The 20,312-nt window shown below is 48.6% G+C and carries 15 protein-coding genes; 10 read left to right on the top strand and 5 right to left on the bottom strand.

The genetic code is table 11. The features are described from left to right. Nucleotides 1-24: 24 nt before the first annotated feature. Both HYN46_RS14470 and HYN46_RS14465 read right to left on the bottom strand, forming a co-directional pair. Complete coding sequence (locus HYN46_RS14470; protein ID WP_162818233.1) at nucleotides 25-1,221, bottom strand: hypothetical protein; 1,197 nt, start codon at nucleotides 1,219-1,221, stop codon at nucleotides 25-27. 149 nt (nucleotides 1,222-1,370) lie between these two features. Further along, on the bottom strand, nucleotides 1,371-2,534 hold the full coding sequence (locus tag HYN46_RS14465) for a hypothetical protein (protein WP_114900043.1): 1,164 nt from the start codon (nucleotides 2,532-2,534) through the stop codon (nucleotides 1,371-1,373). A gap of 115 nt (nucleotides 2,535-2,649) precedes the next feature. Between HYN46_RS14465 and HYN46_RS14460 the strand changes: the two genes are divergently transcribed. Continuing rightward, the gene (locus HYN46_RS14460; protein WP_114900042.1) at nucleotides 2,650-2,943 is read left to right on the top strand and encodes an immunity protein TriTu family protein; all 294 of its coding nucleotides are present in this window, start codon (nucleotides 2,650-2,652) and stop codon (nucleotides 2,941-2,943) included. A gap of 46 nt (nucleotides 2,944-2,989) precedes the next feature. On the opposite strand, the gene HYN46_RS14455 is transcribed toward HYN46_RS14460, so the two are convergent. Next, a complete protein-coding gene (locus HYN46_RS14455) occupies nucleotides 2,990-3,964 on the bottom strand; it encodes a zinc-binding dehydrogenase (protein WP_114900041.1) in 975 nt (324 codons plus the stop codon). Nucleotides 3,965-4,235: 271 nt separating this feature from the next. Between HYN46_RS14455 and HYN46_RS14450 the strand changes: the two genes are divergently transcribed. Further along, on the top strand, nucleotides 4,236-5,453 hold the full coding sequence (locus HYN46_RS14450; RefSeq protein WP_162818232.1) for a hypothetical protein: 1,218 nt from the start codon (nucleotides 4,236-4,238) through the stop codon (nucleotides 5,451-5,453). A gap of 12 nt (nucleotides 5,454-5,465) precedes the next feature. On the opposite strand, the gene HYN46_RS14445 is transcribed toward HYN46_RS14450, so the two are convergent. Next, on the bottom strand, nucleotides 5,466-6,263 hold the full coding sequence (locus HYN46_RS14445) for a hypothetical protein (RefSeq protein ID WP_114900039.1): 798 nt from the start codon (nucleotides 6,261-6,263) through the stop codon (nucleotides 5,466-5,468). Nucleotides 6,264-6,580: 317 nt separating this feature from the next. Between HYN46_RS14445 and HYN46_RS14440 the strand changes: the two genes are divergently transcribed. From HYN46_RS14440 to HYN46_RS14415, 6 genes are all read left to right on the top strand, one after another. Beyond that, the gene (locus HYN46_RS14440; protein WP_114900038.1) at nucleotides 6,581-7,636 is read left to right on the top strand and encodes an isopenicillin N synthase family dioxygenase; all 1,056 of its coding nucleotides are present in this window, start codon (nucleotides 6,581-6,583) and stop codon (nucleotides 7,634-7,636) included. Between the two features lie 14 nt (nucleotides 7,637-7,650). Next, entirely contained in the window at nucleotides 7,651-8,598 is a 948-nt protein-coding gene (locus HYN46_RS14435) for a Vgb family protein (RefSeq protein ID WP_114900037.1), read from the top strand. Nucleotides 8,599-9,591: 993 nt separating this feature from the next. Then, nucleotides 9,592-11,700, top strand: a complete 2,109-nt coding sequence (locus tag HYN46_RS14430; RefSeq protein WP_114900036.1) for a hypothetical protein — start codon at nucleotides 9,592-9,594, stop codon at nucleotides 11,698-11,700. Nucleotides 11,701-11,937: 237 nt separating this feature from the next. Beyond that, nucleotides 11,938-14,013: a zinc metalloprotease gene (locus HYN46_RS14425; RefSeq protein ID WP_114900035.1), complete on the top strand. Its 2,076-nt coding sequence runs from the start codon at nucleotides 11,938-11,940 to the stop codon at nucleotides 14,011-14,013. 11 nt (nucleotides 14,014-14,024) lie between these two features. After that, nucleotides 14,025-14,624 (top strand): hypothetical protein, encoded by a 600-nt coding sequence (locus HYN46_RS14420; RefSeq protein WP_114900034.1) that lies wholly within the window; start codon nucleotides 14,025-14,027, stop codon nucleotides 14,622-14,624. 195 nt (nucleotides 14,625-14,819) lie between these two features. Then, nucleotides 14,820-17,465 (top strand): TonB-dependent receptor plug domain-containing protein, encoded by a 2,646-nt coding sequence (locus HYN46_RS14415; protein WP_114900033.1) that lies wholly within the window; start codon nucleotides 14,820-14,822, stop codon nucleotides 17,463-17,465. A 109-nt stretch (nucleotides 17,466-17,574) separates the two neighbouring features. Here the strand turns inward: HYN46_RS14415 and HYN46_RS14410 are convergent, their stop codons facing one another. Next, nucleotides 17,575-18,333, bottom strand: coding sequence for a tetratricopeptide repeat protein (locus tag HYN46_RS14410; RefSeq protein ID WP_162818231.1), 759 nt, complete (start codon nucleotides 18,331-18,333; stop codon nucleotides 17,575-17,577). 171 nt (nucleotides 18,334-18,504) lie between these two features. On the opposite strand from HYN46_RS14410, the gene bla reads away from it, so the two are divergent. Both bla and HYN46_RS14400 read left to right on the top strand, forming a co-directional pair. Beyond that, a complete protein-coding gene (gene bla / locus HYN46_RS14405) occupies nucleotides 18,505-19,365 on the top strand; it encodes a subclass B3 metallo-beta-lactamase (RefSeq protein ID WP_407640805.1) in 861 nt (286 codons plus the stop codon). 351 nt (nucleotides 19,366-19,716) lie between these two features. After that, nucleotides 19,717-20,307: a TetR/AcrR family transcriptional regulator gene (locus tag HYN46_RS14400; protein WP_114900031.1), complete on the top strand. Its 591-nt coding sequence runs from the start codon at nucleotides 19,717-19,719 to the stop codon at nucleotides 20,305-20,307. The last annotated feature ends 5 nt before the right edge of the window (nucleotides 20,308-20,312 follow it).

Genomic DNA, 20,312 nt, shown 5'->3' with positions numbered 1-20,312 from the left:
GCATGTGGGCTAGTGTGTGAATTATTATTGATTTTCAGACATCGCTTTGATGTACTCATTGTATTTCTGTTGATAGTCATCTGTATCATGAGAGTCATATTTGTAGCCTAGCGCATTAGTTTTACTTTCATAGGCCTTAAACGCGGCCATATATTCATGATATTTTTGTCGGGCGACAGGGTCTAGGGTCATGCCATTAGCATTCAAATCTTTATTATATTCCTCAAGCGTATTTGATGCATAAGCTTGACAGTAGCCGTAAGAGAATCTACTTTTCCAATTTTCTTTTACATATCCATTAATCTGCTTAAATAAGAGCGCTGTTTGTGGCTGATCTTTAGCTGTGCATGCTAGATACGCATAATGGTTAATATTCCAGTCAGATGGGTATTTCGCAATAATACCGTTGAGCCCTACCTTCATCCGTGCCCAATCAAGCTTAGTGTCTTTAACCCAATTGAAACGACCATTAGCGGCTTCACCTTCTATCCCCCAGTAGATACGTGCATAGAGCTCATCGCCATCTTTTTGCTTGGTTTTCTCAGCAGCAAAATTGGCTAAATGATCCAGCGCATCAAAGCTGCCGCCCCACATCGGTAAATAATGTGTGAGAGCACTATAATAAATTCCATAATATTCTGGAAACTTTGTTGCTGCCTCGTTCAGTAAAGATTGATAGCTTGCTTCATCCTTATCTGTGACTAGAGCAGTTTGTAATGATACAACATACCATTGTGGATCAGATGCAGATAGTTTTTTGATTGACTTTAAGTATTGTTGAGACGATAGAGCGTATTGCTGGAAGGGTTTCCAATCCATTTTCCCTACGTTATCGCTGGTGGCATACCCTCGATACGCCCAGCCATGCTCCAATAAAAGTTTAGCATATGCAATCCTAGGTGCTGGTGATGTTGGAAATTGCACCATCCATTTCTTCAAAGATTTTTCGTCGTCATCCCAGACTTTAAATTTTGGAGGCACTTGGTAGATATTTGACCATAAGCCATTATAAAATTCTTCATCAAGGGCATTGATGCCGCTTCCAGTTCTGACATCATTATCTTTAATGTGGTGATATATTTTCTCAAGTTCGGCATAGTTGCCTTGAATAAATAGATCCTCCACGTGCTGACGAGCGGTCTGCCTGTCTTGCAGTTCTCCTGCGCAAGCTATTGTGCAGTTGAATGCGAATAGGGCTCCTAGTGTTAAATATTTTATCATGTTGAATATACTCTAATTTAAATTTATCGATTCAAAGTGAAAGGGTAGTGTCAAAATCATTTGCCTGTCTGGTGAAGAACTTACTCTGATTTCTAAGAGCTTCCTCTAAACGCATTAAGAACCATCTTTAAGCTGAAGTGAAAAACCGATTACTGATTCGTCATTAAAGCCTGCAAGTATTCGTTATAGGTATTATGCATGGCATCCGACTCATGGGTTTCTAGTATGTAAGCGGGCGATGATCTGAGTTTATCGAGATTTGCTTTTGCAGCGTCTTCGTATGTATTCCATTTCTCTTGTAATGCTGGACTAAGTCGTTGTGAAGCAAAAGAGGCGCAAGCCTTATAAAATTTAAAGGACGGCCAATTTTCTTTCGAGTAACCCTTAACTCGCTTAAATAATTCTGCTGTCTTAGCTTGGTCGAGTGCGGTACAAGACAGGTAGGCGTAATGGGCTGTATTCCAGTCATCTGGATATTGAGAGAGGATCGCATCCAACCCTATTTTCATCCGATACCAATCCGCCAAGGTTTCATAAAAGAATGAAGTTCCCTGATATTTAGGCTGAGCTTCAATGGCTGAATATATCCGTGCATACATTATTTCGCCTGGTAGACGATCCCAAGGTGATGAGTTCATGACAACGCCAGTATGAACCAAATTGTCGAGAACACCTTTTGCCTCACTGCTTTGCATGAGCCGAGGTATGCCAACCATATAAATATGGTCATAGGCTGGGTACTTATTGGTTGCTTTAAAAAAAAGCGTAGCATTATCAGCCCAATTCATTTCCTCATCGTCTGCCACTTTGAGCGCGACAACATACCAGTGCGGATCAGTGTCGGCTAAGGCTTGTGTCGATGTCAGATATTGTTGCGCGTGATTGACATAGTCATGATAGAGATGCCAGTACTCTTCAGTCGCATGACGCAGATCGCCTTTACCAAGATAAGACAGGGCATGATGATCTAGTAATTCTGCATAGGCAATTTGTGGAGCCGCAGATGTAGGAGACTGGATCATCCATTTTTTGAAGGCTTTCTCATCCTGTGACCACGTCTTGCTGTTTGGTTTAGCATTTTTTTGATTGAAGGATAGACCAGCATAGAACTCTACATCTAATGCATATTCACCATTGGATGTACGAACTTTATCTGTGTTGTCGTGCTGGTAGATTCTGTCGAGCTCTGCGTAATTGCCTTGAGCCAGAAGATCATGGATGTGCTTTTGCACCTGCAGTCGACCTTGGACTTCTCCTGCGAAGGCGCTTGAACAGCAGAGCGTGAATAAGGTCCACAAAATAAATTTTCTCATCACGCTGTCCTAAAAATGAGATTATTGTGGTGACGATGTGAGGTTTGTTAACCCATCTTTAAATTCTCAAGGTTACAACACAATTCCTTCATATAGCTAGCGAATGGAATTCAAAATGTTAGAAAAATTCACAGAATGGGTAAATGAAATTGCGGTCCAGATTAAGCAACAAAACTTTGATGTCGAAGTCACATCTGTAGTAAATTATTTTACGAAAATGAGTATTGATTCCGACCATTTTGTTTCAGAAATTGTGTACTGGAGTCAGGCTGATCAATACGTTGCAGAGATTATTGATGTCAGCGCTGGTCAGACTATTTTTAATAGAAGTGGGGATTTTAAGAAAGATGAGTCTTTCTCAATTTTCTTTTCAGATTTCTTCAGTGAAATGAATATCACAATCGAGTGAAGCATAGTGATCACTCCCTATGCTCCTTTGCTTTTCCTTAAACCCCTCAAGGCTTCAGCAAAATCTTCCCAGTTCGATTCGCCCGATAATTGGCATTGACTGCATCCTTAATCTGTTCGAATTTAAAAATCTCTTCGGTTTGTAAACTGAGCTGACCTTTGGCGACCCATTGGATTATGGTGGTAATCACGCGTTTTTGTTCAGGGGTGCCGAGGGCTGCGAAAATCTTACCGCCCCAGAATCCTTTGACCACAATGTTTTTAAAGATGATCAGGCTGCTGTGCAGTTGCATCGGCTGACCCGACATGGAGCCAAAGGTAATCAATTGGCCATTTTCAGTGAGTAATGACTGAATGTCTTGGCTGGCTGTGCCGCCAACCGAGTCGATACCGACTTGCAGGGGATGATCGGCAATCAATGCTTTGACGGCTTTTTTCCAGTCTGGTGCATCGGTGGTGATGACATGCTTGGCACCCAATTGTTTAAGGGCATCCGCGCTGGATGCACTACGCACCAGATTGATGACGTTAAAACCTTGGATCTGAGAAATCTGTTCAACCAGTCGTCCTACGGCACCATTGGCGCCATTTTGAATAATCCATTGTCCAGACTGCACGTTGGCAAATTCGAGCAATAGCAAGGCGCTCATCGGCATCGCCAGCAATTGCGCGGCGGTGGCATCATCAATGGTATCAGGAATCGGCACGACGATTGCGGCAGGGGCGATAAAGTATTCTGCCCATGTACCGGGATTTGAGGCGACGACGCGCTGGCCGACCTGCAGATGCTTGATGTCTTGACCGACCGCATCGATGATACCCACAGCTTCAGTGCCCGCTTGAGCGGGGAGTGTGGGCTTAAAGCCGTAATTACCGGAGATGGTAACCAAGTCATGATTATGGATGGTGGCGAGCAGGGTTTTAATCCGCACTTCATTGCCTTTGGGTTCGGGCAGGGCGATGTCTGAGACTTCGAGGACTTCACTGGGTTTGCCAAATGTGGCGTAGGTGATTGCACGCATATCCATAATCCTTTGTGATACGGGTTTACCTTAACGATGATCTATCTTACAAGGATAGATGCAGAGCCCGTGTTTTAAATGGGTGTCTATATTGAGGGGTGTTGTACGCGCTGTAAAATGATCATTGTGCATGGTCGGTTATGCAGCGGGTTCATGGTTTTTGAGTGGGAAGGTAAGCTCAGATCGGCTTGGTTTTGAGATGTTCTGCTGTGATGTGAACTGCTATGATCGAGCGCTTGGGGTGGGTTATGTCAACGAACGAGTGCGATGTATGAGGAAGCGGTTTAGCGGTGTGCTACTGGTGGCATGGATGGGGATGCAAAGCGCCGCCGCCTGCGAAACCCTGCTGCCGCAATTTACCTATCGCTATGATGACACCGCGCAAAAAACCTATGCCATTAATGGCTACAACGAACAGGCGATTCAACTCAACCGAGGTTATAAAGAGGTGGTTCAGCAAACCAGTGCGGATCGTGTGCTGCGCTTTGGCTCGGATGGTATACATGCCTATTTCTTTGAAAAGCCAATCATCGGGGCGAGTGATTACGCGTCCTTAACGCCGATCTTAAATGGCAGCATGGCGGAGAGTCATCGCTATGGTTGGCGCTATTATCAGGATCGCACTGCCTACTATGCGGCAGAGGATACGGGTAGCCAAGTGGTGTTGCATCGGCTGGCACCGCGTAAGTCGGAAGCGCAGCGCTTGGCGCAGGGGGTTTTGATCGTGGGTGATCAGGCGTTTTCCGAGCAGCAGAAATTGCCGTTTAAAGGGAGCCACTTTGCCACTCAGCATGTGCAGGAAGATTTCTATCTGATCTCGGATGGCAAGACAACCTATGCGCCAACTGCTCTGGCGCATAACGAAGTGGATGAATGGCAGACGTGGTACGGTCAACTCGGTTGGGTCAAGATTGCTAATCTGCCGATACTTACGATCTTGGGCAGTATCGAGAATATCCACTTTGAGTGTGGGGAAACGCACTATCTGTATGATGTGATCTATGACTTGCAAGGCAAGATTGCGGTCAACCAAAACCTAACCAGCATTGCCAGCCCCACTTATATCAGTCCACCTGCAAAGTCCACGAGTGCGGCTGTGAGCGGCTCTACCCTTGATCCTTTTAACCTCAAGACCTCGCGCGCTAAGACTTCTCGTTTAGAGACGGCTGCTCCGAGTCCATCACGTCCGAGTCGATTTACCGATCCCTTTACTAGTCCACCAACGCCTTCAACGCCCAGCCCATCGGCGAGCGCCCCAACCAGTCCAGCGCCAAGCGCGGCATCTACGACCCCAACCAGCAATGCGGCTACAGGTCGTGATGAGCTGTTGTTTAACTTTACGCCGTACTTGTTTCGCTACCGTTTGATTCCCACCATCATGGCGGAGCAGGCGGGCATCGCACTGAAACCAGAGGTGCAAAGTGCGCTGTATTCAGACCGCTATCAGTTGTTTCTGGGTGGGCATGAGTATGAGCTAAAGGGCTATTAAGTAAGGGAGCGGTTAGCCCATTACCCGATAATCCACTTCAAAATACTCTTCAACCACCAGTTCTTCGGCGATGTTATACAGCGCCACGCGCACCGCTTCGACGCGACATGGTCCGCCGAGTGAGAACTCGCGCTTGATGGTTCCACGTCCTTTTAACAATCCACTGGATGGCTCGTAGCGTCCGGGCACGACCAGATCGGTCTCGGGGGTGACGTAGGCATGTAAGCCTTTTTGCGATTCAATGTCATAGTCGAGGGTCACGGTGATGGTGCCGTTGACGGGAACCTCGCGTGTATAGCTGGGTGCAAAGGCAATGCCGGTAATGCGTGAGGCGCGTCCGTCGCCTTGAAGGTGGGCAAGTTTGGGGTTGGGGAGCACGGTGTAGTTGACCGGAATCTCGCACTCATACAAGGGTTGGTTGTCATCGGTTTCGACCACGACGATTAGATTTTTGAGCGTGCCGGGTGTGGTTGGGCTGATCCAGCGGGTGACTTTGCCTTTGCCGGATTTAAAGCCAAAAGGGATCGACATGGCACGGTCGGTGGAGGCGTAATTGCAGGGCACGTCTTCGTCACAGCCTTGTACCCACAAGGCAAAGGTTTGCGAACGTGGCGCGCTGCATTCGTAGCGCAGGGTGATATTGATCTTTTCGGCAACGTGGATGGTGCTGCCACTGGGCGGAGACATGGATTCGATGCGGACAAAGGTTTTGATGTCGCGGATGTCCTGATCTTTATTTCGAGATTCGTACCACTTATAAAACACGTAATAGCTGGCAGCAGCAACTGCCATAGAGACAATGATAGACATCGAGATTCCTTTCTTGATTGTGTATAGTCCTTGGCAAATTGTAGCAAAAAGAAATCGGGAATGCCTGATTTTGAAAGATTAATTTTTAATGAATAGGCGCTGGGGTGGGTTGACTGTAGGCGTGGATGGACGGATTCGGTGTGGCTGCGCAAGCCGAGTCACAGCAGGGGATGAGTTGGACTGAATAGCAAAAAATGGTATGTTTTTTGCTGATTAATGTGCAGTAGTTCGGATTTATTTCATACACCTTTTGGGACGACCCAAAGCGATACGGTGAAACTTGCTTGGACGACCAAGCTCATTTTGAGTTCATTCAAATGAGTATTGATATTTCAACCGCGTCAGCGACGCAGCTCCCTTTCGACCATATTCCCCTCATCGACATCCAAGCCCTCTATGGCGATGATCCGATTGCCCGCCAGCAGGTTGCGGATCAACTCGGTCATGCGGCGCATCATGTCGGCTTCTTCTATATCACCGGACATCAACTGAGCAAGGCGTTACAAGCGGCACTGCTTGCCCAGACCAAGGCGTTTTTTGCTTTAAGCCTTGAGGAGAAGATGCAGTATTACGCTGGCAAGTTTGGCATCAAGCATCGAGGCTATGTACCAGAAGGCGAGGAGGTGATTGATCCCACCCGTAAACCCGACCGCAAGGAAGCCTTTGACCTCAGTTGGGACCTGCCGGAAGACGATCCCGATGTGCTGGCGGGTAAGCCGATGCATGGCTCGAATGTGTGGGCGGATTTGCCCGATTTTAAACAGGATGTTGGTGCGTATTATGACGAGGTGATTGCGCTCGGGCGGGTGTTGCTACGTGGTTTTGAGTTGGCGCTGGGACTGGAGGTGGATACTTTAAATCGCTTGGTCACCAAACCGACTTCGCAATTGCGCTTGCTGCATTATCCCTATGATGAGACGGTGGTGGATGTGCAAGGCATCGGTGCGCATACCGATATGGAGCTGTTTACCATTTTGCTGCCGACTGCGCCCGGCCTTGAGGTGATGAATTCTGCAGGGCAGTGGATTGATGCACCGCCGATTGAAGGGGCGTTTGTGGTTAATATTGGCGATATGACGGAAGCCTTAAGTGGTGGGCGCTTTGTGGCGACCTCGCATCGGGTGCGTAAGGTGGCTGAGGAGCGCTATTCCTTCCCGCTGTTTTTTGCCTGTGATTATGATGTGCAAATCGAGCCACTGCCGCAGTTCCGCACACCGGAAACCGTCGCCAAGTATCCGCCTTTGATTGCAGGCGAGCATTTATTCAGTGTGTCGAGTGATGGCTTTGCCTATATCAAGAAGATGAAAGAAGCGGGTACACTGACCTTTCACAGTTCGACTCGCAAATTTGGCCAGCATCGGCAAACGATGTGAGCGCGGTGATTTCTATGGCGAGCGACTCTCATAACCCGCAAGTCCCTACATCTTTTTTGGACATCGAGCAACATGGGCTTAAGACGCTGCATGTGCCTGGCTTTGTCGATTTTATGGCGGCAGAAGCAGATGCCATCTGGGCGACCAATCAGGATCGGGTGGAGAAATATAGGCTCGGGTCAGACACGCCAATTGCCAGCGTAGCGGTACCTGCACCTGTGGGGGTGATGGTTACGGCATTTGGCTCTCTGTGGGTGGCGAGTCACACTGATCAGGCCATCTATCGTGTGAGCCTTGCGGAGATGTGCGTCGAAGCGGTGATCCCGACAGGGCTTGCGGATGCCTCGCAGGTCGCAGTGGCAGGGAGAGTGATCAATGGCACGGGGGAGCTGAGTATCGCGGCGGGTGCGGGATCAATCTGGGTGGTGAGTGATGTGGCAGGTGTGCTGTCGCGCATAGATCCCCAGAGTAATACGGTGATCGCCCAGATTGCGATCGCGCCTTTTTCTTATAACGTTGCCTTTGGTCATGATGCGCTGTGGGTGTCCAATCCAAAGCAGGGAGGTGTGCAGCGTATTGATCCGATCAGCAATCACGTGGTGGCGACCATCGCGGTGGGGGAGATTCCGTGGTTTATCGCAGCGGGTGAGGGGGCGGTGTGGAGCTTGAATCAGGGCGATGGCACGGTGAGCCGGATTGACCCCCAAACCCATGAGGTGATCCCCATTTCGCTTCCGATTGAGGCCGCAGGGGATGGTGGTGATTTAACCACGGGCGGTGGTCAGGTGTGGGTGAGAACCACGGGTGTACTGCTGATGGCGATTGATCCGCACAGCCTTGAGATTACCAAGACTTATGGTCCCTCCGCAGGGGTCGGCAGTGGCGGGGTGATGGTAGCGGGCGATCATGTCTGGGTGACTGCACATGATATTGATCGGGTGTGGGTGCTGAATACTCGGTAAGTCATCTTTATGGAGTTTGCCCAAACAACCGAACACAATCCGGTGGGTTGTTGGGGGAGTCGATCTGAACAGCAAACGACGCTCGATATTTTTTGGGCACAGGATGCTCAGTGGAGCTCAGGAAGTCCCTTTTGTATAAAAAATTAGCTTTAACACTGTGACAAAGTGTGCATTATAAAAACTATTATATATATTATCGGACAAATAGTTGTTAAAAAAAGACATGGATAGCATGTTTATTTATTTTTTATATAAAAACCATATGAATCTCTGGTTATCTATGTGTGAATTATTATGTGTGACAAATTGTAAAGGTTGAAAAGTCGCGTTAATTTATAATTTTTCATATATAAAACAGTTATTTATTGATGTTATTGTTGGTTGATAACTGGTCTATACCAAGTATAAGTATGTCGTGTATATCTTGAATTGATGTGTACTTTTCTGAAATTTTTATGTGGCTGATATATACATTTTATATCTCTAATCGATATACTCGATTTGCCTCTATATCAATTTAATTCTAATAATTGATCGGTATGATGACGTGGAGGAAAAAATGCCCATAATCTGGAGGATTTTATGCATCAATTTGCACCGCAAGTCCTTACCCAGGCTGTGCTCGTAGCATCCCTCTCAACAGTATTATCCATGACTGTTTTGTCATCATTTTCAGCGCAGGCAACTGAAAGTTGAATCAACGGGTTTAACCAGCTTTGATATTTCCAAACGCAATGCTTTGTATTCAAACGCATTCTTATTTTTGTAAGTCATTTATTGTATTTAGGGTCAGTGAGTCATCGACATAAGTCGCTTTCATCACCTTGATCCATCGCTTTAAAAGCACTGTTCTCCCCAGCAGTGCTTTTTTTTTAAATTAATTTATACCAATTGGTCAAATATGGTCTGAGTTTTGCTTAATTTTATCTGGGACAAACCAGTTTTACAAAAAAAACTGGTCTGAAAAAATATCAGATATATTAAGTAAGGGTCATGACTATGCTTCAATTCAGAAAACTGTCGCCATTGATGATCGCGATACTGCTGGTGGGATGCGGTGAAGGTGGGGACAGTGCGTCAAATCCTTCGTCACTGGTGAGCGGTGCAGCCAAGCAAATCACGGCGGGTGCTGCGGTGGTCAACGCTGCGGCTGCTGTACCCGCCGGTCTGTATATCAGTGAGGTGGCAGGTAACTTCCGTAAGGATAAAGATTACGATGCAGGGACGTCAAAGAATAGCGTGGCGTGGGTCGAGCTGTATAACAAACAAAATGTGTCGGTGAATCTCAAAGATTATGTGCTGCGTACGGGTGGGCTAAAAGCCAGCGATCCAACGGTCACCAGTGCATCCGTGAATTATGTTCTACCGAATGTGGTGATCCCCGCCAATGGCTATGTGGTGATTGCGGGTAAAAAATCGAATTTTCTGTTGAATTCGACGGTCAATAGCGCAAGCCAAGTGATTTATATCAAGGATGCAACCAATACCTATTTGCCGTATTGGGATAATGCTTCGGGCTTTATTGAACTGCAAGCGGCTAAAACGACCACGACTGCGGCGAAGACGGTTGATTTTGTGCGCTTTGGTTCCAGTGCAACTGCGCCTTTAACGGCAGGCGCTTGGGTAGGCAGTAACGTTCCTGCTTTTGCCACTCCTGCGGCAGGCTATGTGGGCAGTCAGTCTTTAGACCCACTGGATACCCATGAGCAATCGATTGTCCGTCTGACCAATGCTTTTGCAGCATCGAAAACGAGCGCGGATTGGACACAGGTTAACTTCCCAACCTCGGGTGGACCCAATGATGTCGCGGCCGGTGTGGTAGACAGTGACCATGACGGTATCCCCGATAGTGCCAAAGTGGCAGGCGGTACGTATGCAGGCTTGGATCTCTATACGCTAGGTGCGCGTCCGGGTCAGCAGGATATGTTTATACAGCTGGATTACATGGGTAATGATTCGAGTGTGACGACACAGGATTCCGCGCGTCAATTGCAAGAAAGTGCGATCACCAAAATGGTCAATGCCTTTAGTCCGCATCAGGTCGCAGTGCATTTTGATGTGGGCAACTTATTTGCCGCGAATATTGATGCGAGCCATTATAACCTCGATGGTCTCAGTCATCAGCGCGCTTTTAACAAGTGTGCGCAAATGACCAATACCACTGATTATCAAAGAACATCTGTGGATGCAGGTTGTACGTCGCTCTATCAATATTACACGCAAAATGTCGATCCACGCCGGAGAGCTTTTTTCCGCTATGGCATGATCGCGTCTTCGCAGCAGTCGAATGGTAAAGCGGGGTCTTCTGGCGTGTCTGAGTTGCCGGGCAATAAAGTGCTGGTCACGCTGGGTGGCTTCCTCGCAAACAATCTGAGTGCGGCAGGTAAGTTGATGCGTATTAACTGGCAAGCGGCGACACTGATGCATGAGTTCGGGCATAGCTTAAGTTTGATGCATGGTGGTGATGAGTTGGCGGTCAATTTTAAGCCTAACTATTTGAGTATCATGAACTATTTGTATCAACTTTCAGGCGTGCCGACCAACTTTACCGGCGACGATGCCATAGAGCGCTATTATTCACGTCAAAATTGGTATAACGGCGTAGAGGTGCCGAATAACAGTGTGCCTGGGACAACCTACGCTGCATATACCTATAGTCAAAGTCTGATTCCTCATGGACCAGCAACCAATGACTTTGTCATCGATTATTCCAGTGGCACCAGTGCAAATCTGGATGAAAGTGCGCTCAGTGAGGCGGACTATGTGGGACATGGCGCCGGGACGGATGCCAATGCCTATGGCGACTGGAATATGGATGCGGTGAAGCAAAATGCGACCTATTCGTACTCCCTGACTGGTCGGACAGATGATTTCGGCAATCCCTACTATGGCGTAATACATGACTTTAATGATTGGGGACATCTGGCTTTGGTCACGGGTAAGGACTATAGCGGATCGGTTAGTGGGAGCTTAGGGGTGAGCCTGAAGAGTGCAGTGGGCAAAAACAGACCTAAACCCGTCGTGAAGACCAGTCAAATCCAGCGTGAGGATGTGTTACCGCCGCAAGTCTTGGCGAATATGAAAGCGATCAGTGCGCAATAGGACGATCTTATCAGGTTATAAGCCTGTAGAAGTAAGTGCCTTTTCGCAGGGGCGTAATCAAAATGCCAACCTTGGGGTTGGTGTTTTGTGTTTTGCATCACACTACGTTCCATTGGGTAAAATATTTCATACCAAAAGGTCAAGAGTGGTCTGGGTTTTGCTAGTTACATTCGCGGACAGGTCAATTCACAGGGAAGTTGGCTTGCATGAATAATCACTTAATTTAGGGTCATAAATATGCAACAACGCATAACAATGCAACTGGGGAAAGTCACACCATTGATGTTAGCGATCATGTTGGTCGGGTGTGGGGAAGGTGGGGATAGCGCATCAGCACCGTCATCAATGGCGAGTTCTGCGGCGAAACAAACCACTGGTACTGCAGTAGTGAAAGCGGCACCAGCGGTGGTGCCTGCGGGACTATATATCAGTGAGGTGGCAGGCAATTTCCGTAAGGATAAAGATTACGATGCGGGCACGACCAACAATAGCGTGGCGTGGGTCGAGCTATATAACAACCAGAATGTAGCCGTGCGCTTGCAGGATTATGTGTTGCGTACCGGCGGTCTTAAATTAAATGATCCGACGTCAATCAGTCAGTCAGTGAGTTTTGCGCTACCAAAGGTGTCGATTCCTGCCCACGGTTATGTGGTGCTGGCGGGTCGAAAATCACCTGAGCTGAAAAACACTTACGTCAATGAAAACAGTAAGGTGGTGTATATCCTTGATTCCACCAAGACCTATTTGCCGTATTGGGATAATGCTTCGGGCTTCATTGAACTGCAATCGGTAAAGACGGCAACGGTTGCCGCAAAGACGCTAGACTTTGTCCGCTTTGGCAGCAGCACAACGTCACCATTGACGGCAGGCGCATGGTCGGGCGCCAATGTGCCAGCCTTTGCGACTCCAGCAGCCAATTATGTTGGCAGTCAATCCGTTGATCCATTGGATACTCATGATCAGTCGATTGTGCGTCTGACCAGTGCATTTAATGTCTCAAAGACCAAAGCGGATTGGACCTTGGTCAACTTTCCAACTTCAGGTGGCCCCAATGATGTGGCGGCAGGCGTAGTGGACAGTGATCATGACGGCATTCCCGATACCGCCAAAGTGGCTGGCGGTACTTTTGCTGGTTTAGACCTCTATACCATGGGCGCGCGTCCGGGACGTAAAGATATGTTTATTCAAGTGGACTATCTGGCGGCCAATCCAGCGACAGGAACCAAAGAGTCGGTGATTGTGCCCGCTGAGGCCGCACTGACTAAAATGGTTGATGCGTTCACGCCGCATCAGATTGCCGTGCACTTTGATGCCGGCACGATCTATTCTGCCAACGTGGATAGCGCACATTACAATCTGGAAGGCAAGAGCCACGAACGTCCTTTCTCCAGCTGTACGCAAGTCTCGGTGCCGAGTGCAGGCTGTAATACGTTGTTTAGTTACTATACGCAAAACGTCGATCCGCGTCGTCGCGCTTTCTTCCGCTATGCGATGTTTGCATCGTCGATTGCAGCGGATGGCAGTTCTTCATCTTCAGGGATTTCAGAATTACCGGGCAATAAAGTGCTGGTGACGCTGCATGGTTTCCTGACCGATCCTTTAAATGCCAATGGCCAGCAAATGCGCACCAATTTCCAAGCCGCAACCTTGATGCATGAAGTGGGTCATAGCTTGAGCTTAAGACATGGTGGGGATGAGCTGTATGTCAATTACAAACCCAACTATGTCAGTATCATGAACTATCTCTATCAGCTCTCTGGTGTGCCGACTTCGGGCACCAATAGTGATGCCGTAGAGCGCTACTATCTGCAACTCAATGATTATTATGGCATCGTTGTACCCAATACCAGTAATCCGGGAACGACCTATAACGCCTATTCGTACCCCTACACGGCACTCCCGCATGGCCCGACTACCAATACCTTTAAACTGGATTATTCGGATGGTTCAAGCAGTAATATGGATGAAGGTGCATTGAACGAAGGGTCGTATATCGGACGCGGTGCGGGGGTGGGTGCGGCGGTGTTTGGTGATTGGAATTATGATGGCGTGAGACAAAATGCCGCCTATCAGTATTCGATTACCGGCCAGACCGATAACTTTGGTAATCCGATCTATGCGGTGCTGCATGATTTCAATGATTGGGGTCATCTGGCATTGGTCACCGGTAAGAACTATAACTTGGTGGGCGTTGCGCAAAGTTATGGCATTGGCGGATATCAACCTCCGCTGGTGAAAACCAGTCGAGTGCAAACTGAAGACGCATTGCCAGCCCATGTTTTGGCGCACTTCAAGCAATTGAGTAGCCAATAAGAGGTGGCGTTATGGTGAATATGGCATGGCGAGGGATGGGCTTGCTGCTGCTGGGGCTGAGTTTTCAGGTTCCTGCGGCGGTATTGGATATCACCGGTGTGCCGACGCTCGATCAAGGTTCGGAGGAGGCGTTGGTTAAACGCTTCCAACGCACCGCGAAAGGCGACTTACGCTTTAAGCTGGATCAGCATGCGGTATGGATCAGTCCATGGCCGCAGCAGCTTCCGCAACGTTTGGCGCCGCAATACGTGAGCGCTCAAACGATGGTGCATCCTGCCGGACCGATTCAGCGTGTCACTTTTCGTAAGCCCAGCGAGTCTGCACCGTGGTTAATACTGACCGCAAACGGTGGGCTGGGCAGTCAGTTATTGCCCGGTCAGACACTGGGTAAGGTCTATGTGGATTATGTTTACCTCCTCAAACAACGCGTGCCTCTGCGCGTTGATCTGCATCAAGCCGTAATCCTGCGTGATGAGCAAACGCAGAATTGCTGGCAATTTATCTTACTGGGCACAGCGATGCCGCAAGGTCTGGCCAAAATGGAGTCTGAGCCGCGTGCGGATTGGGCGATGCGGCGGCTAGCGACGTGCCCGTCTAAAATAGCCTTCTAAAGCGCTTTCTTCGGCGCTTTTTTTTGGTGCCTTTGAACGGATGCGTCATACCGTTCGTCTATTGCATGCACAGTTTTGGTTCACTTAATGTTGACCATTTAGTCCATATAAGTTACCGTTTGGTTAATAATGAATGAAAAATGACAGTAGTGTTGTTTTTTTGAAAAGGTTTATACCAAAGGAGCGGTCATCGCAATGAAACAAAATCGGTTATCTCAATCACTTCGAGTGATCTTCACGGGCAGTGTGTCCGTGGGGTTAGGTTTAATGGCTGCGCATGCGTATGCAGAAGACGCCGTGCAGCGGGTAGAAGTGACAGGGTCATCGATTAAGGGCGTTGCGGCACAAAGTACCTCTCCCATTACCGTGATTAAAACCGCGGATCTTGCCAAGCTCGGCATCACCACCGCGTCTGAAGCATTAAGCTCAATTTCTGCAGTGCAAACCCAAATCACCGTCGCCAGCAACGTGGGCGGTACCGGTGGTGTGGGCGCTGCTGCTGACATGCGCGGTCTGGGCAGTAGCCATACGCTGGTTTTGCTTAATGGCCGCCGTATGCCGACCAGCCCGAATGATGGTGCAGCTGTTGATCTGAATATCATTCCGCTGGATGCCCTTGATCGCATCGAAGTGCTTAAGGACGGTGCATCGGCGATTTACGGTGCGGATGCGGTTGCTGGTGTAATCAACTTTATCACCAAGCGTTCTTATCAAGGTCTGATTGGTTCTGTAGAGGGCAGCGATCCGACCCATAGCGGTGGTGGCAGCTCAACCCATTTCAACTTGACTGGCGGTCATGGTGATCTCGACAGCGACGGCTATAACGTATTTGGTGTTGTGGATTTCCAACAACAACAACCGCTCAGTGCAATCGATCGCAGTTTCACCAGCCAAGGCGGTATCCGTCCTGATCTGGGTCTGGATTCGACCAGTGGTAACTCATTCCCAGCCAACGTGACCAGCAAGGTACCAAAAGTGTATGCCAATCCTTTTGGTGACACTTGTAAACCGCCTTTCTCCAATCCAACAGGGGATGGCACCTGCCGTTATAACTATCCTGCACTTGCGAACATTGTGCCGCAAAGCAAGCAGTTTAGCTTTTTGGGTAAAGGCACTCTGAAGCTGGATGAGAACAATAAGTTGGGTGTGGAATATATCCACGCGCAAAGTGAAGTGGGTAATACCTCTGCTGCGGATATTTCATGGGCTGGCACGACGATCAACGCTTCAAGCAAATACTATCCAGGCAATGGCATTACTCCAGGCATTGATGGTGTTACAGGTCAACCTTTGGCAGTGAACTTCCGTACCGTGGATGCAGGTGTGCGCCAAGACGAAAGCTATAACGTTGCTGATCGCTTGCTCTTCACCGCAGACGGCACGCAATATGGCTGGGACTATGACGGTGGTATCGCATTGAACCGTTCTACGGCGAAGAGCCGTGTAGTGGCTGGTTATTTGAATAGCGATTTGATCCAGCAAGCGGTGGAAAACGGTACGCTGAATCCCTTTGGTCCACAAGCGGCAGGCGACCCAGATGTCTATGCCGCTTCAGGCCTAAAAGGCACGTTTATCAATGCGAAATCGACTTCGGTCGGTGCTGACTTCAAAATCAGCCGTGAAATATTCCAATTGCCAGCCGGTGGTGTGGGCTTTGCGCTCGGAACCTCTTACCGTCATGAGAAGATGAGCTTTGATTACAACCGCGACATCACAGCGGTTAGTAATGGCTTGTCCCTGCAAGATGCCAATGGCAGAGAAGGCAGCCGTGACATCAGTGCGGTCTTTACTGAACTGCATGTACCAATCCTGAAAACCTTGGAAGCGCAATTCGCGGTGCGTTATGACCGTTATAGCGATGTCGGTGGCAGTACCAATCCGAAAGTGTCTTTCCGTTGGGAACCGATGAAAGAAGTGATGTTCCGTACCTCGTATAGCACGGGTTTCCGCGCACCGAGCTTATATGAACTGCACAGTGAAAACACCCGTGGCTTAACCGCTGGTAAGTACAGCGATCCAGTGCTCTGTCCAGGCGGCGTGGTTGCACCAAACGGCGTAGCGTCACGTGACTGTAAACAGCAGTTGTATCAATTGACCGGTGGTAATACCGATCTTAAGCCAGAGACTTCACGTTCATATGGTTTTGGTACGGTGATTCAGCCGGTTAAAGATGTCACGGTATCGATCGACTACTTTAATGTGCTGCTGAAGCATCAAGTGGATACGCTGTCAGAAGCGGATATTTTCAATGACTATGAAAAATATTCAGGCTTGTATGTCCGCAATCCCGATGGTTCATTGAACTATGTGACCAACACCAATTTCAACTTGGGCAACAGCCGTACTTCGGGTGTGGATTTCAGCTTTGACTGGCGCTTGCCAGAGACCCCAGTGGGTCGTTTTAACCTAAGTCTGGATGGTACTTTGGTACAAAGCTACAAGTATCAAACCGAAGAAAATGGTCCTTACGAGCAAAGAGCGGGTGTTTATGCTGGAACCAATCCGATCTCTCGCTGGCGCCATACTGCGGGTCTGAACTGGAAAAACGGGGATTGGAGCGCAGTGCTGCAACAAACCTTCCAAACGGGTTATAAGGATCAAAACCTGACCGGTACCGATGGTGCGGATGATCGCAGTGTAGGTTCTTATATGCGCTACAACCTGTCAGGTACGTATTCTGGATTTAAGAATGCAACGCTGACCTTGGGTGTGAAGAACTTGTTCAACAAGAACCCACCTGCAACCAATCAACAAGATCAGTTGCAAGTGGGCTACGATCCACGCTATACCGATCCGCTGGGTCGTGTGATCTTCTTACGTGGTACTTACAAGTTCATGTAAGGGCTGTAGAAGTCTGCCAATATAAAAAAATCGCCTGACGGAAGTTGGGCGATTTTTTTGGTTTTGAAGGTGGGTTCGCTGGCTTTTGTATCATGCGTGTGGATGAGCTTTAAGGTGTCTTTTGAGTAGTATCGCTGCGCTGGACATTGATGTTGGCGTACTCGGCTGGTGGGTGATCAGCGAGCCATGCGGCGGCGCGCAGCTTGGCGCGCTTGATTTGCGGCTTGGTCATGCGTGCGGCGAGAAATGACTTCGTGTCCTTGGCCATGGCGGTGAGTAGCAACATTCGGTCACCCGCTAAGGCGATGACGATGATGATTCTTGAGTAGGCTTCGACATAATCTTTGGGGAGGTCATGCCCTGTCGCGGTCATGTAGCTCAAATTATATTGCGCTGCCGCAACCCCTTGCTCGGCGGATTGGCGATACCAACGAATGGCTTCGGGGATGTTGACCTCTGTGCCTGAGCCACTTTTGTAAAGCAGCGCTAGAGCGAATTGGGACATCGGGTCCCCGCTTTCGGCGGCTTTTTTATACCAATTAAAAGCTTCAGTGGGGTTGGTTTCGGTGCCTTGACCCATGCGGTATATCTCTGCCACGGTAGCCATGGCATCGCGATCGCCTTGCTGCGCGGCTTGTAGAAAGTATTCATATGCGGTGGTCGGATTCGCTGCAACGCCTAAGCCGTCACGATAGCGATAGCCCAGATCACGCTGAGCATAGACATCGCCTTCGGAGGCGGCTTTTTGCAATGCTTGGATGGCCGCATCCTCCGTGGTGGTGATGGTTGATGCAGCAGCATTCATCCCCTGCGCGAATAAAAGGGCACATGCTATAACGCATGTATGCGCGAAACGGCGCTTGATCATGGGTATCTCAATAAAATAAAGTGGGTTAATCATGAGGTCGAATATGACATAAAAAGATATGTAAGTATCTAGGATTAATGCGTTTATTTTGTGGATATAGACGAATTGTTACCCCACAATCACCTCACCGTTTTGGAGTGTTACCCCATGCAAAAAAAACGTTCACGTCTACTGATGATCCTGATCAGTCTCTGTTTGACTGTTCTTAGCGTCGGTCGTGCCTCTGCCCAGAATCCACCTGAATGGACGGCACCATTTCCACCCTTCAAGATCGCAGGCAATCTCTACTATGTGGGCGGTAAAGACCTTGCAAGCTATCTCGTCACCACACCGCAAGGCAATATCCTGATTAATAGCAATCTGGAGGAAACCGTGCCGCAGATTCGCGCCAGTGTCGAGAAGCTGGGCTTTAAGTTTTCGGATATCAAAATCCTGCTGATCAGCCATGCACACCGTGATCATGATGCGGGGAGTAACCGAATCAAGACCCTGACGGGTGCGAAGTATGAGGTGATGGATGAGGATGTGTCGGTGGTGGAGTCGGGCGGTAAGACTGACTTTGCCTATGGCAATGATCCCACCACGCCAAAGTACGCCCCAACCCATGTGGATCGGGTGCTGCATGATGGTGATGTGGTGAAGCTTGGTGGTACGGAGCTCGTTGCGCATCTGACGCCCGGCCATACCAAGGGCTGCACCACATGGACGATGAAGGTGACTGAGGGAGGCAAGACTTATAACGTGGTGATCGTCGGTAGTACGGGGATTAATCCGGGTTATAACCTCGTGGATAGCAAAGTTTATCCGCAGATGGCGGCGGATTATGAAAAGACCTTTAGGGTGTTGAAGTCTTTACCTACCGATATTTTCCTTGGCGCGCATGGTGGCTACTTTGATCTGGAGGCGAAGTATCCGCGCTATCAGAAAGTTGGGTTTACGGCTTTTGTGGATCCGGTGGGGTATCAGCAGTTTGTGAAAGAGCGGGAGCTGGGGTTTCGGGAGGAGTTAGCGAAGCAGCGGGCGGGGCGGTGAGGTATTCGCTCAAGGGGCTGATATGCCTGAATCGTATTGAGTTCGATGCTGAGTATATTTGATCATGTTGAATTTAATTGGATCCACCCTCATCCCCTGAAAGTACCTCATTTTATTCCCATAACGGATGAACCCGATACCAGTGTCGTGGTGGGCTGATCATTCTGCCGTCAGTAGTCCAACCCATTTCTTAGCAGCCGCCAAGCATAACAACCCCCATTCGTTTTCTTATATTTGAATACCCTCTTTCCAACATGCCAAACACGCCTCATTTGAAAAAATGATTGACTTCTTCTGCTTTTAAATTTAACTTACTTTAAAGTAAGTTAATTAATTAAGGCGATATCCGGTATGGCTAGACCCAGAAAATTTGAAGGTGAGATCATCACCTTTGAAAAAATTCTTAACGCGGCGCGCTTAGAGTTTGCCGACCAAAGTCACGCCGCACGTCTTGAAGACATCGGAAAACGATGCGGCCTTACTCGCACTGCCATCCTTCATCACTTTGGATCCAAGAAAGTTCTACTCGATGCTGTCTTTGAGCAGGCGGTCAATAATGCAAGCGCTCGTGTTCTACGCGTGGCACAAGCCAATGAAGATAATTATGCTGAAACCATTCGTAGTATCGCCTTAGCACTGCGTCAACTCGAAAAGGATGAGCCAGGTACTTCCGCAGTGGTCGCACATGTGCTACTGACCAAACCCGTTGTTGAACCCCTTAAAAAGATTTTCCAAGACCTGTTGGGATTGATCACGCGGCTGGTCATAAAAGCAGGAGGAGGACAACATCATTCTCACGATCTTATCCGTGCAGCAATTGCCCACATATTCATGGGTGAACTAAACCGCCTAGCGCTAGGTACTCAGGCTCAAGACTATTGGGGCGAAGCTGATCCGCTCATGCCAATTCTCAATCATTTCTTCCAACTGCCAACTCTTTGAGAAAG

This window comes from Aquirhabdus parva (genome assembly GCF_003351745.1).
GTDB lineage: Bacteria > Pseudomonadota > Gammaproteobacteria > Pseudomonadales > Moraxellaceae > Aquirhabdus > Aquirhabdus parva.
The sequence above is the reverse complement of the archived record's forward strand: the minus strand, read 5'-3'. Positions and strand labels throughout refer to the sequence as shown.

Bases quoted from the DNA above. Each gene is read 5' to 3' on its own strand.
- HYN46_RS14470 (WP_162818233.1), bottom strand. From the start codon at position 1,221: ATGATAAAATATTTAACACTAGGAGCCCTATTCGCATTCAACTGCACA.
- HYN46_RS14465 (WP_114900043.1), bottom strand. From the start codon at position 2,534: ATGAGAAAATTTATTTTGTGGACCTTATTCACGCTCTGCTGTTCAAGC.
- HYN46_RS14460 (WP_114900042.1), top strand. From the start codon at position 2,650: ATGTTAGAAAAATTCACAGAATGGGTAAATGAAATTGCGGTCCAGATT.
- HYN46_RS14455 (WP_114900041.1), bottom strand. From the start codon at position 3,964: ATGCGTGCAATCACCTACGCCACATTTGGCAAACCCAGTGAAGTCCTC.
- HYN46_RS14450 (WP_162818232.1), top strand. From the start codon at position 4,236: ATGAGGAAGCGGTTTAGCGGTGTGCTACTGGTGGCATGGATGGGGATG.
- HYN46_RS14445 (WP_114900039.1), bottom strand. From the start codon at position 6,263: ATGTCTATCATTGTCTCTATGGCAGTTGCTGCTGCCAGCTATTACGTG.
- HYN46_RS14440 (WP_114900038.1), top strand. From the start codon at position 6,581: ATGAGTATTGATATTTCAACCGCGTCAGCGACGCAGCTCCCTTTCGAC.
- HYN46_RS14435 (WP_114900037.1), top strand. From the start codon at position 7,651: ATGGCGAGCGACTCTCATAACCCGCAAGTCCCTACATCTTTTTTGGAC.
- HYN46_RS14430 (WP_114900036.1), top strand. From the start codon at position 9,592: ATGACTATGCTTCAATTCAGAAAACTGTCGCCATTGATGATCGCGATA.
- HYN46_RS14425 (WP_114900035.1), top strand. From the start codon at position 11,938: ATGCAACAACGCATAACAATGCAACTGGGGAAAGTCACACCATTGATG.
- HYN46_RS14420 (WP_114900034.1), top strand. From the start codon at position 14,025: ATGGTGAATATGGCATGGCGAGGGATGGGCTTGCTGCTGCTGGGGCTG.
- HYN46_RS14415 (WP_114900033.1), top strand. From the start codon at position 14,820: ATGAAACAAAATCGGTTATCTCAATCACTTCGAGTGATCTTCACGGGC.
- HYN46_RS14410 (WP_162818231.1), bottom strand. From the start codon at position 18,333: ATGATCAAGCGCCGTTTCGCGCATACATGCGTTATAGCATGTGCCCTT.
- HYN46_RS14400 (WP_114900031.1), top strand. From the start codon at position 19,717: ATGGCTAGACCCAGAAAATTTGAAGGTGAGATCATCACCTTTGAAAAA.